The sequence below is a fragment of the Variovorax sp. FW305-3-2-15-B-LB1 genome (assembly GCF_058787635.1).
This window is the reverse complement of the sequence record NZ_JBYSZY010000048.1, coordinates 1-12,519: the sequence shown is the minus strand read 5'-3', so window position 1 is coordinate 12,519 and position 12,519 is coordinate 1. Positions and strand designations below refer to the sequence as shown.

Genomic DNA, 12,519 nt, shown 5'->3' with positions numbered 1-12,519 from the left:
AAGCACTGCCATGGCCCCTGCGATCCGCCTTCGTCCACGGCCGACGCCGATCGCCATTGCGGCGACTGCACTCGTCGGCGCCACGCTGTGGGTCGCCATGCCCCGCGCCCATGCGCAGGAAGCCACCACGCTGCTGCCCACCAAGGACCCGTGCGGCAGCTGCGACCGCCCCGTCGCGCAGGCCACCGGCGCCGTCGCCCCGCAAACGCTGCCCGCGCCGCCACAGCGCGCCGCCGCGGGCAGCTTCAAGCTCACCGACCTGCGCCTGAACGGCGTGAAGGCGCTGAGCAACGAAGAGCTGCAGACCATCACCGCGCCCTACATCGGCCGCGACGTCACGCTCGGCGACCTCGAGGGCCTCGCGCAGGCCATCACCACGCGCTACAAGGAGCGCGGCTACTTCCTCGCGCAGGCGGTGGTGCCGGTGCAGACCGTGCGTGACGGCATCGTCGAGATCAGCATCATCGAAGGCCGGCTCGGCAAGGTCGACGTGCTGGTCGCGCCCGAGGCGCCGATCAGCGAGGCGCGCGTGCGCGGCTTCCTGGCGGCGCTGCAGCCGGGCGAGGCGGTCAACGCGCCGGCCTACGAGCGCGCGATGCTGCTGCTGTCGGACCAACCGGGCCTCAAGGTGTCGTCCAGCCTGCAGGAAGGCGCGCAGGCCGGCACCACCGACCTGTCGGTGGAGGTCGAGGCCGGCGCGCGCTGGGCCTTCTCGGCCGAGGCCGACAACCACGGCACCAAGGAGGCGGGGCGCTACCGCGTGGGCGGCACGGCGCGCTGGCTCAGCCCCTTCGGCATCGGCGACAACCTCGATGCGCGCCTGCTGCTGTCCAACAGCAACGCGCTGCAGTACGGCCGCGTGGCCTACGAGGCGCCGCTGGGCACCAGCGGCCTGCGCGCGGGCATCGGCATCTCGCGCGTGAGCTACGACCTGGGCGGCAAGTTCGTCGACCTCGACGCGCGCGGCCGCGCCGACGTGCTCGACGTGTCGCTCAACTACCCGCTGATCCGCCAGCGCCAGCAGAACCTGTTCCTGCGCCTCACGGCCGACGTGAAGGACCTCACCGACGAGCTGCGCGGCGTCGACTTCACGGCCAAGAAGCGCGTGCAGGGCTTCGGCATCGGCTGGGCCTGGGAGCGGCGCGACGAGGTGCTGGGCGGCGGCTACTGGGCCAGCTCGGGCACGCTGTACCACGGCGACCTGTCGATCCGCGACGCGCAGAGCTTCCAGTCCGACCAGCAGTTCGGCGGACGCCACACCGAAGGCGGCTTCACCAAGCTGAGCTTCCAGGTGTCGCGCCTGCAGGCCATCGTGCCGCGCCATTCGCTGTACTTCTCGGTCGGCGGCCAGTGGGCCAGCAAGAACCTCGATGCCTCCGAAAAGCTCGCGCTCGGCGGCGCGCGTGCGGTGCGCGCCTACCCCTCGGGCGAACTGCTGGTGGACCAGGGCCTGATCGGCACCTTCGAATACCGCTGGGCCGCGACCGACGAGATCACACCCTACCTGTTCTACGACGCGGCACGCGGAAAGATCGCGCGCCATCCCTCGCCCTTCGATGGCGAGAACTCCCACAGCCTGCGCGGCTACGGCATCGGCCTGAGCTGGTCGCGCCCGGGCAACTTCTCGATCAACGCCACGCTCGCCTGGCGCGCCGGCACACCGCCCGCGCAGATCGACGGCGGCGGGCGCAACCCGCGGCTGTACGTGCAGCTGCAGAAGGCGTTCTGACCATGAAGCCCCGCACCACCTTCCAACCCCGGCATCCGCTGCGCCCGCTGGCGCTTTCGATCGCCTGCATGGGCCTGGCCCCGGCGCTGGCACAAACCATCCTGCCGAGCTTCGGCCCGAACGGCTACACCACGCAGGGCGGCGTGACCGTGGGCACCACCACGTCGGCCACCAGTGTGGGCGGACAGGCGCTGGGCATTTCGCAGTCGTCGCTGCGCGCGATCATCAACTGGAACAGCTTCTCCATCGGTGCCAAGGACGCGGTCAACATCAACCAGTCGATGGGCGCGTCCAGCATCCTGCTCAACCGCGTGACGGGCGGCGAGCTCTCGACCATCGCCGGCCAGCTCACGGCCAACGGGCGCGTGTTCCTCATCAACCCGAGCGGCGTGGTGTTCAGCCAGGGCGCGACGGTCAACGTGGGCGGTCTCGTGGCGTCCACGCTGGCACTGAATACCACCGACAACGACTTCCTCAATGCTGCCAGCACCAAGCTCGATTTCCTGCGCGACGACGCCAACGCCAAGGTGGTGAGCAACGCCGGCGTGCTCACCGCCACCGGTGGCCCCGTGGTGCTGATGGGCGCCGAGGTGACCAACACCGGCAGCATCGTCGCCAACCGCGGCACCGTCGCTCTGGCCTCGGGCCGCAAGATCAGCTTCGACCTGGGCAACGACGGGCTCACCAACCTCGTGGTCGCGGCCGATGCCATGGCCACCAGTGCCAAGGTGGTGAACGCCGCAGGCGCCACCTTGCAGGCCGACGGCGGGCGCGTGATGCTCATCGGCAGTTCCACCACGGCGGGCGAGCTGGTGGTGAACCAGTCGGGCACGGTGCGTGCGCGCACGCTGGAGAACGTCAACGGCGAGATCGTGCTCGGCGCCGGCAGCAACAACCGCATCGAGATGAACGGCGGCACGCTCGACGCCACCGGCATGGGCGCAGGGCAGCACGGCGGCACCATCCGCATCGCGGCGGGACAGGTGCGCATCGAAGGCACCGGCGGCGGCGACCAGCGCGCGGTGATCGACGCCAGCGGCCAGGCCGGCGGCGGCAGCGTGTCGGTGCACGGCTACGACGTGGCGCTGTCGTCCACCTCGGTGCTGCGCGCCGACGCCACCACGGGCGGCGCGGGCGGAACCGTCACCACGGCCAGTGCCCAGGGCCAGGCCCTGGTGGGCGAGGCCGACCCGGCACCCGAGCGCGAGTCGCGGCTGCAGGCCTACGGCGAGATGACCGCGCGCGGCGCGGGCGCCGGCAAGGGCGGTGCGATCTCGAACGAGGCCGATTCAGTGCGCGTGCAGGCCGTGCGTGTGGACGCAGGCGGTGGTGCGCAGGGCGGCGCCAACGGCAGCTGGACGGTGAACGCGAAGCAGTCCGACCTGGGCATCGTCGAGGCCGGCAACGTGCCGGCGTATGACAGCAAACTGCCGGCCTTCACCGGCGGCTCCGTGAGCGCCGGCAGTGTCGGCGACACGCTGGGCCGCGGCACCGACGTGACGCTGGCGAGCGGGCGCACCGGCCTCGGCGCGGGCGTGACCTTTGCGCCCGGCGTGCAGGTCGTCAAGAGCGAAGGCGGCACGGCGCGGCTGCGCGTCGATTCGGCCGGCAGCATCGTGATGAACGAGGGCTCGGCCATCACATCGCAGCAAGGCGCGCTGCACGTCGACTTCAACGCCGACGCGACCGGGCGCGTCGCCACCAACGCGAAGAACATCAACAACAGCAGCGGCAACCCTTCTGCGGAGACCGACTATGCCGGCGCCATCGTGCTGACCGGCGCGACCATCGCGGCCAACGGCGGCGACGTGCGCTTCTTCGGCCAGGGCGATGCGCAGAACGGCCGCGCCATCGGCGGCATCGTCCCGCTCGGCGGCGACACCGGCGACTTCGTGTGGCGCGACGGCGTGACGCTGGCCGGCAGCCAGGTCACCACCGGCGGCGAAGGCCGCGTGACGATGCGCGGCCAGGGCCGCACCTGGATCGACGACCAGAACAACAGCGACTTCATCTTCCGCGGCAGCAACGGCGTGTCGATCACGGGCGGCACGGTCGAAGCGGGCGCCGGCGGCCTGCAGCTCGACGGCCTCGCGGGCTACGGGCGCAGCGGCGTCGCCATCGGCAGCGGCGCGGTGCTGAAGTCGGTGGGCGATATCGGCATCAAGGGCCAGGGCCCGACCTGGACTTCCAACATCGGCGGCGCCGCGGTGGGCGCCAGCACGGCGGTCGTCATCGACGACGCCACCGTCGCCGGCGAGCGCGACGTGCGCATCGAAGGCCAGGGCGCGAACCTCGACGGCCTGCGCACCGACACGGGCTTTGCGGCGGGGAACATGTCGGCCGGCGGCGGCAACGGCGTGGCCATCCGGGGCGCGGTCTCGGCCGGCGCGGGCCGGCGCATCGACGTGATCGGCCACGCGGGCAGCGAAGGCTTCAGCGCCACGCTCGGCAGCCCCGACATCATCATCACGGCGTCCACCACGCCCACCTACGGCGTGGCCGTCACGGCCGACGCCGACCATCCGACGGCGCTGCGCACCGACGGCGGCACCATCGCCATCGACGCCCAGGGCACCGACATCTCGATGCGCATGGTCACCTTCATCTCCGGCGTGGGCACCAGCGTCGGCACGCTGGCCTCGGTGGCCAGCGACAGCGGCAAGGGCGGCAGCATCTCGGTGCAAGGGCGCAACGTGCTCATCGACGGCGCCACGAACTCCGACGGCTCGCCCGCGGTGGCGCGCCTGGACGCCAGCGGCGCGACCGGCGGCGGCAGCATCGATATCGCGGCCAGCAACGCCATCGCCGTCGGCGGCAACACGCGCCTGGAAGCCAACGCGGGCACGGGCGCGGGCAACGGCGGCAGCATCAAGGTGGTGGCGACCGAGTCGCTGCGCGCGCACGGCCAGCTCTCGGCGCGCGGCGGCGCGGCCGGCGGCGACGGCGGGCGCATCGAGACCTCGGCCGGGCGCTTCGACCTGCGCGGCGCGCGCGTCGACGCATCGGCACCGGTGGGCGCGGCGGGGCAGTGGTTCATCGACCCCTTCGACCTCACCATCGCCCATGGCACGGCCGCGGGCACGCTGCCGACCAACCCCTACGACGCGGTTGCCAACTCGACCATCCAGGACGGCGACATCAACACCGCGCTGAACGGTGGCACCAGCGTGAAGATCACGACGGGCACCGGCACGGGCGGTGGCGGCGTCATCACGCTCGACGCCGACGTCGACATCAACTACACCGGCTCCAAGGGCCCGCTCACGCTGCAGCTGGACGCCGCCAGCGGCATCCAGACGCGCACGCCCGGCACCACCATCCGCGCGACCGGCGGCGACGACCTGAACGTGGTGATGAACGCGGGCGTCAACCCCGACGGCACGCCCTCGGGCAACAGCGGCTTCATCGACTTCGGGGGCAACATCCTCACGCAAGGCGGCAGCGTGACGATGAACGCGCTGGGCACGGGCACGCCCGGCAGCGGCTTCATCCGCCTGAACGGCGGGCAGGTCATCACCGACGGCGGCAACGTGTCGCTGCTCAGCGGCCAGCCCGGTGCGCCCACCGGCACCGTGGTGCTCACGCAGGACGTGCAGGTCGACACGCGCGTCGGCCAGAGCGACGCGGGCGCGGGCGGCAACGTGCGCATCGAGGGCGGCGACGTGCTGCTGCAGGGCGCGCGCATTGCCAGCGCCACCGGCAACGTCGACATCCGCGGCACCTCGACCACGTGGGACAGCGGCGTGGTCATCACCAGCGGCCAGCTGGGCCCGAGCACCATCAGCACCACCAGCGGCAACGTCACGGTGCAGGGCGTGGCGCGGCGCCAGGCCTCGTCGACCTTCGCGGCGGCGCACGGCGTGCTCATCAACGGCGGCAGTTCCATCACCACCGGCAGCGGCAACATCGCGGTGCGCGGCTACAACTTCAACAACGACCCCTCGGCGCCGGGCGTGACCGAAGACAGCGGCGTGCGGCTGGAAAACGGCGCGCAGCTCGTCACCACGGGCGGCGGCAACATCGAGGTCACGGGCCGTTCGCAGAACGGCGGGCGCGGTGTCGTGCTGCAGGCCGGCGGTGCGCCGACCGCGCCGGGCGCGCTGCCGGGCATCCGCAGCAGCGGCAACGTGCTGCTGCGCGCGAGCAACGACGGCAGCGGCGATTCGATCGTGATCGAGGCGCCGGTGGTCGCGGCCGGCGCCATCGACCTGCGACCGGGCGGGGTCGATGCCAACATGGTCGCGTCGGACGACACGGCCACGCCCATCGTGCTGGGCGGCCCGACGGTCAACGGCTTCTCGGTGTCGGGCGCGGAGTTCGCGCAGCTGTCGGCGCCGACCATCGTCGCGGGCAGCACCACGCACGCAGGCGCCATCACGGTGGCCGGCGCGCTCACGACCTCGGGTGCGCTCACCCTGCAGAACGAAGGCGGTGGCGGCGGCATCGCGCTCAACGCGCCGGTCTCGGCCGCGACGCTGGGGCTGCTGTCGGGCGGCAACGTGAGCCAGTCGGGCGCGGGCACGATCACGGCGGGCACGCTGCTCGCACGCTCGCGCAACGGCAGTGTCGACCTGCGCAATCCGGGCAACGACGTGGCCACGGTCGGCGGCGGCGCGGCGGGCGGCTTTGCCTACGTGGACGCGAACGCGGTCACGATCGGGCCGGTGTCGGTCACGGGCTTCGATGCGGCGGGCAACCTGCCGCAGGTCACGTCGGCCGATTCGATGGCCGCCAACACCGTGTTCGTGCGCACGCTGAGCGGCGACCTCACGCTGGGCGCGCCGGTCAGCAGCACCAGCGGCACCGAGCTCGTGGCGGCAGCGCGCTTCCAGAACCCGGGCGGCCATGGCATCTCGGGTGCGCTGTGGCGCGTGTGGGCCGACACCTGGGTGGGCGAAACGCGCGGCGGCCTGGCCGGCTCGGGTCCGCTGCCGAACTTCTATCACTGCGCCTACCTGGGCCTGTGCACCGTGACCGTGACGCCGGGCGACAACCACTTCATCTACGCGCAGCAACCGACCGCGACCATCGTGATCGCCGACGCGTCGCGCACCGTGGGCGCGCCCAACCCGTTCTTCATCTACAGCATCACCGGCCTGATCCTGGGCGACACCGGAGCGGGCTTCAGCGGCTCGATGTTCTCGCCGGCGCTGCCGGGCAGTCCGACGGGCCTGTACCCGATCAACGGCAGCTTCACCTCGGCCGAGGGCTACGCGGTGCGCGTGGTGCCGGGCCAGCTGCGCGTGAGCGGCCTGCCGCTCTTGCCTTCGGTGGACGTGGTGCGCGAGCCGCTGACCTCGTACCTGTACGACCGGAACATCGGCCAGGCGCCGATCTGCCTGGCCACCGGCCCGCTGGATGGCGACCGCGCGCAGCAGGGCGCCGACGTGCTGGCGCGTGAATGGTCGCGCGTGCGCTCGCGGCCCAACCTGCTGAGCTGCGTGAACACCGAGCGGCGCAACGGCTGTTCGGATTTTTGAGAAGGTGTCAGCGCGGCGCGTGATCGCGGGCCGTGAGCACGAAGAGCTGGGCCATCAGGTCCGCGAGCAGCCGCAGCTGCGGGTCGTCGGTGAGCGGGGCGTGGCGCCACGGCGCGACATGGGCCTCGAGGCCGTCGAGCGGCCCGGCGAAGAACAGGCGCCGCAACGCACCGCCGAGCACGTCGTGCGCCGCCGATTCCGCGGGGCTGCCGAGGGTGCTGTCGGCATGGCTGCCCCATGCCGGCGTGGCGAGGAAGGGCGAGAGAACCACGCCTTGCAGGCGGCCGTCGCGCAGGAAGCTGCCCAGCGTCAGGTCGTAGGGTTGCGATGGTCCGTGCGCGAGCGCTTCCTGCAGCAGCGCGGGCAGCACGCGCAGGCCCTTCGGCGTGACGACGTAGGCGACCGCGCCCCAGTTGTAGAGCGTGCGCGCGTCGAGGAAATCGATGCCCGACAGCGCATGGCGCGGCGCGCCACTGCCTTGCGGCGGCAGGCGCCGCTGCAGGCTGTGCCAGAGCGCGAGCAGGTGCTGCGTCGAGGTCACGGGCTGGCATTCGAGGAACGCGATGTCGCAGCCTTCTGCTTCGAGTTGCGCGAGTGCGCCGCTGCGCAGCACGGCCGGCAGGGCCTCGCTGAGCTGCGCATCGTCTTCGAGCACCAGCAGCGCTTCGTCGGGGGTCGCACGCGCGAGGGCTTCGGTGTGCGACAGGAAGCAGGCACGCTCGCCGGGCGTGATTGCCGCGTTGCCGGGCGCGAGTGCCTGTGCGTCGATGGCTGCGTGCCGCCGGACATTCGTCAGCCCGAGCCGCTGCAGCTGCGCGTCCATCGCGGCACGGCGCTCGGTGCTTCGCTCGAGGTTGATGTAGCAGCCTTGCATGGGCATCTCCGGTGCGTCATCGCTGAAGGAGCGATGCAGTGAACATCATGACGTCGGAAGGTCGAGAGGCTGACACGAACCGTCCGTGGCTCAGCGTCGTGCTGCCTTTCTACCGCAAGCTTGCCGAATTCGAACGCGTGCTGCCGATGAATGCGGGGTATTGGGCGCGGCCCGGCATCGAGGTCGTGCTCGCGCTCGACGAACCTGGGGAGGAAGCCGGCGTGCTGGCGCTGGTCGAACACTGTCCGCAGATCCGCTGGAAGGTGCTCGTCAACGACGTCACGCATGCATGGCGCCCGCCCTGCAAGGCCATCAACGCCGGTGTGCGCCGCAGCGCGGGGCGCTTCGTGCTGGTCCACTCGCCCGAGTCCGCCTACGTGGGCGATGCGCCGGCCCTGTTGCTGCAGGCGGCGATGGGGCACGCGCGCGGCGTGGCGGTCGGCCGCGTCGGCTTTGCGCGCTTCGACGAACTCACGGACACCCTCGAGACCGTCTTCGCACGCCAGGTGCCGTCCGAGCTGCTGCTGCAGACCTTCTACGGCTCGCTGTGCTGCGCGCGCGAGGCCTTCGAGGCCGTGCACGGCTACGACGAATCCTTCGAAGAATGGGGCGGCGACGACGACAACCTGCGCGTGCGCCTGGAGATGGCGGGCTGGCAGCTGCTGGCCTGCCCGGGCGCGCACCTGTTGCACCTGTCGGACGAAACGCGCACGGGCGGCGAGCAGTTCGACCGCGACGTCGACTGGATCAAGTGCACACCGCACGAGGCGCGCGCGGGCGATGCCGGATGGGGCCGCGACTTCGACCGCATCGCGCGCGACGACGGCGCCCGCGCATGGCCCGCCGAAGCGCCGGACTGGCTGGCCGCCGCACCCGTGGTGCCGATGGGCTCGCGCCGCCAGTGCGAGGTCTGCGCGCGCCTGCTGCACCACGAGCCCAGCGCCTTTCATTGCCCGCGGTGCGCGCGCCCGCCGATCGCACAGCGTCTCACGTCGCGGCTGCGCATCGTCTGCGTGCTGCAAGTGCGCAATGAAGCGCGCTGTCTGCCGGGCTGCCTCGACCACCTGCGCGGCCACGTGGACGGCATCGTCGCGCTCGACGACGGTTCGACCGACGGCACCGCCGACATCCTGCGGCGCGAACCGATGCTGCTGGAGCTGCTGTCGAACCCGCCGTGCGACGACGGCGCGCATGTGTGGCGCGAGAACGAGAACAAGCGCCGCCTGCTCGAAGCGGCGCGCCGCCACGGCGCGGGCTGGGTGCTGGTGTGCGATGCCGACGAGCGCTACGAAGAACTGTTCCTGCGCCACCTGCACGCGACCGTCGATTCGCTGCCCGACAACCAGCTCGCCAGCCTGTCGCTCGTGTCCTGCGAACTCTGGAATTCGCCCGACGCCTGGCGCAGCGACGGCCCGTGGGGCCGCAAGTCGCGCGCGCGGCTGTTCCGTTTGCCGCAGCAGATCTCTTTTGAATCGAGTTCGGAACTGCACGGCCCTTGGCTGCCCGACGATGCGCAGCGCCACGGCCTGATGTTCTACAGCCGCTACCGGCTCTACCACCTGAAGAGCATCCGTCACGCCGACCGCGTGGCGCGCCGCGACCTGTACACGCGGCTCGATCCGGCGCGGCAGTTCCAGGCCATCGGCTACGACTACCTCGCGGAAGAAGGTCCGGGGCTGCAACTGAGGCGCATCGAGTCCGACCGCGACTACGACCGCAACACCTTGCCGCTGGACCTGCAAGAACCGGTTCAGCCGACCAGCCCCAACGTCCTCGCGAAGTCGCCGCGGTAGGTGCGCAGGCCCTGGTGCGACAGCCGCGAGCGCGTGTCGACATGCACGCGCCCGCCGATCGATTGCCAGCGGCGGCAGAAGCCGTAGTCCTCGCTGAGGTAGCGCCCGTTGTTCGGTTCGGCAAACACGTCGAAGAAGCGGTAGTGCGGCCGCGCCGCGGCGACCGGGTCGTCCATGCGGTCGGGCGTGTAGCGCAGTTCGGGCAGCGCCTGCGCCATCTGCTCGAGCACGCGGCGCGCGATCAGCATGAAGCCGGTGGGCGCGTCCAGCACTTCGAGAAAACCGTCGGCGTCCACGCGCGCCCCCGCGTCGTTCACGTTGACCGGGAACGCTGCATGCAGCGCCTCGAAGTCGGCGCGCGTGGTGCCCGCCGGCAGCGGCGCGCGCAGGCCGCCTTCGGGCCAGCCGTCGCTCTTGTGCGGGTACACGCCGGCCACCACGTCGCGGCCCGCGCCCAGCAGCCGCAGCGCGGCCTCGGGCTCGAAGCCGATGTCGGCGTCGATCCAGAACAGGTGCGTCCAGCGCGTGTCGGCCAGGAACTCGGCGGCCAGCCGGTTGCGCGCGCGCGTGACGAGGCTGTCGCCGTCGAGAAAGCGCGTCTGCATCGCGAAGCCGTGGGTCCACGCGAGGTTCACCAGGCCGAGCAGGCTGCGCGCGCACTCGGTGCCGACCGCGCCGCCGTGGCAGGGCGTGGCGACAAAGGGGCGGACGTCTTTCAGGTCGATGGCGGTGGGCATGCGGGGTCAGGCGCCGGGCGCGTGGCGCCGCGTGGTGAGCAGTGCGCGCAGCTTGGCCGGCGCCACCGGTTTGGTCAACAGCGTCACGCCGCCGTGGCGCAGCCGCTGCAGCACCTCGGGCCCGGTGGCGCCCGACACCAGCACGGCGAGCGCGCCGGGCTGCAGGCGGCGGGCGGCATCGATCACTTCCACGCCGTCGGCGTCGCCGGCCAGTTGCAGGTCGCACAGCACGGCGTCGTAGACGATGTCGCCGGTGCCCAGCCGCGCCAGCGCCTCGGCGCCGGTGGTGACGCATTCGACCTCGCAGCCCCATTGCGTGAGCAGCGCGTGCGTGCCGTCGAGGATGGCGGGGTCGTCGTCCACCACCAGGCAGCGCAGGCCGGCCAGCGGCGCCGGCGCCACCGGTGCGGGCTCGGGCGGCGCGACGTCGGCCTTGCGCGCGGGCGGCAGCGTGAACGCGAAGGTGCTGCCCGCCTGCAGCGCCGAGCGCACGGTGATGCGGGTGCCCAGCAAAGTGGCGATGCGCGCGCAGATCGCCAGGCCCAGGCCGAAGCCGCGGCGGCGGTCGCGCTCGGTGTTGGCCACCTGGTAGAACTCTTCGAAGATGCGGCCCTGATGGATGGGCGCGATGCCCACGCCGTTGTCGCGCACCTCGATGCGCACGCCGGCCCGGCTGCGCCGCGCGGCCACCAGCACGGTGCCGCCCTCGGGTGCGTGGCGCAGCGCGTTGGCCACCAGGTTGCCGACGATGCGCTGCACCATGGCCGCGTCGCTGCGCACCGCCAGGCCGCGGTCGCGCCAGTGCAGCCGCACCTGCGCCGCGCTGGCGGCGGGCGCGTGCTGCGCGTCGAGCTGGTCGAACAGCGCGGCCAGCGAGACGCGCGTGATGGCGGGCGTGAGCACCTGCGCATCGAGGCGCGAAATTTCGAGCAGGTCGTCGAGCAGCACGCCCATGAAGCCGGTGCTCTCCTGCAGCCGCAGCACGGCCGGGCGCTGCGCCTCGGTGGCGCTGGGCAGCAGGCCGTCGATGAACAGGCCCATGGCATGCAGCGGCTGGCGCAGGTCGTGGCTCGCGGCGGCCAGGAAGCGCGCGCGCGACAGGGCGGCCTGCTCGGCCTCGGCCATGCGCTGCAGCGCGACGGCGGTGGCCTCGCGCACGCGCTCTTCGCTCACCTGGCGGTTGTATTGCAGGCGCTCGGCGAGGCGGTCGATGTCGTGTGCGAGCACGGCCAGCTCGTGCGTGCCGCGCGTGCCGCCTTCGACCACATCGCAGCGCACCTCGAAGTGGCCGGCCTCCAGCGCCGCCACGGTGCGCGACACACGCCGCAGCGGCCGCGCCACCGTGCGCGCCATGTGGCGCACCGAAGCCCACGCCGCCAGCAGCGCGACCAGCGCGATGCCGATGCCGGCGATGAGCGAGCGGCTGCGCTCGTGCGTGTAGGCGGTGGTGTCGCGGAAGGTCTGCACCAGCCCGATGGGCGTGTCGCCCGCCGCGGTGGAGCCGGCCGGCGCGAAGGCGCTGGCGCGCGAGGCCTCGCGCAAGGTGACCGGCGCGCTGAACATGCGCAGCTGCGCGAGCGATTCGTTCTTGGGCCCGGCCGTGACGTACACGCCGGCGCTGTTGCTGATCTCCACGCGCGTCACCTGCCCGCCGCGTAACGCTGCCGAGGCCACGTTCTGCAGCGCCGGCAGGTCGCCCGCGTACAGGCTCAGGTCGGACATCGCCGCCACCTGCTTGGCGACCGCCTGGCCTTCGGCGTCGAAGGCGGCTTCGAGCGTCTGCAGCCGGTTGTGCGTGAACCAGCCGGTGAGCGCCAGCGCCACGGCCGCGCAGGGCACGACGCCCAGGCGGAACAGGTCGCGCTGCAGGTTGCCGCGCACGACGAGCGAGGCGGCGGCCGGCGGG

Annotated in this window: 6 protein-coding genes; 3 read left to right on the top strand and 3 right to left on the bottom strand. The window is 72.2% G+C overall.

The window, feature by feature from the left end:
- Positions 1 to 10: 10 nt before the first annotated feature.
- Both AC3WQR_RS24045 and AC3WQR_RS24040 read left to right on the top strand, forming a co-directional pair.
- Positions 11 to 1,729: a ShlB/FhaC/HecB family hemolysin secretion/activation protein gene (locus tag AC3WQR_RS24045; protein WP_492744119.1), complete on the top strand. Its 1,719-nt coding sequence runs from the start codon at positions 11 to 13 to the stop codon at positions 1,727 to 1,729.
- A gap of 2 nt (positions 1,730 to 1,731) precedes the next feature.
- Positions 1,732 to 7,209: a two-partner secretion domain-containing protein gene (locus AC3WQR_RS24040; protein WP_492744117.1), complete on the top strand. Its 5,478-nt coding sequence runs from the start codon at positions 1,732 to 1,734 to the stop codon at positions 7,207 to 7,209.
- Between the two features lie 7 nt (positions 7,210 to 7,216).
- Here the strand turns inward: AC3WQR_RS24040 and AC3WQR_RS24035 are convergent, their stop codons facing one another.
- On the bottom strand, positions 7,217 to 8,083 hold the full coding sequence (locus tag AC3WQR_RS24035; RefSeq protein WP_492744115.1) for a glycosyltransferase family 25 protein: 867 nt from the start codon (positions 8,081 to 8,083) through the stop codon (positions 7,217 to 7,219).
- A gap of 47 nt (positions 8,084 to 8,130) precedes the next feature.
- Between AC3WQR_RS24035 and AC3WQR_RS24030 the strand changes: the two genes are divergently transcribed.
- Positions 8,131 to 9,876, top strand: a complete 1,746-nt coding sequence (locus tag AC3WQR_RS24030) for a galactosyltransferase-related protein (protein ID WP_492744160.1) — start codon at positions 8,131 to 8,133, stop codon at positions 9,874 to 9,876.
- On the opposite strand, the gene AC3WQR_RS24025 is transcribed toward AC3WQR_RS24030, so the two are convergent.
- A complete protein-coding gene (locus AC3WQR_RS24025; protein ID WP_492744113.1) occupies positions 9,834 to 10,613 on the bottom strand; it encodes a hypothetical protein in 780 nt (259 codons plus the stop codon). The genes AC3WQR_RS24030 and AC3WQR_RS24025 overlap by 43 nt on opposite strands.
- Positions 10,614 to 10,619: 6 nt before the next feature.
- Positions 10,620 to 12,494 (bottom strand): ATP-binding protein, encoded by a 1,875-nt coding sequence (locus tag AC3WQR_RS24020; RefSeq protein WP_159278937.1) that lies wholly within the window; start codon positions 12,492 to 12,494, stop codon positions 10,620 to 10,622.
- Positions 12,495 to 12,519: the final 25 nt, after the last annotated feature.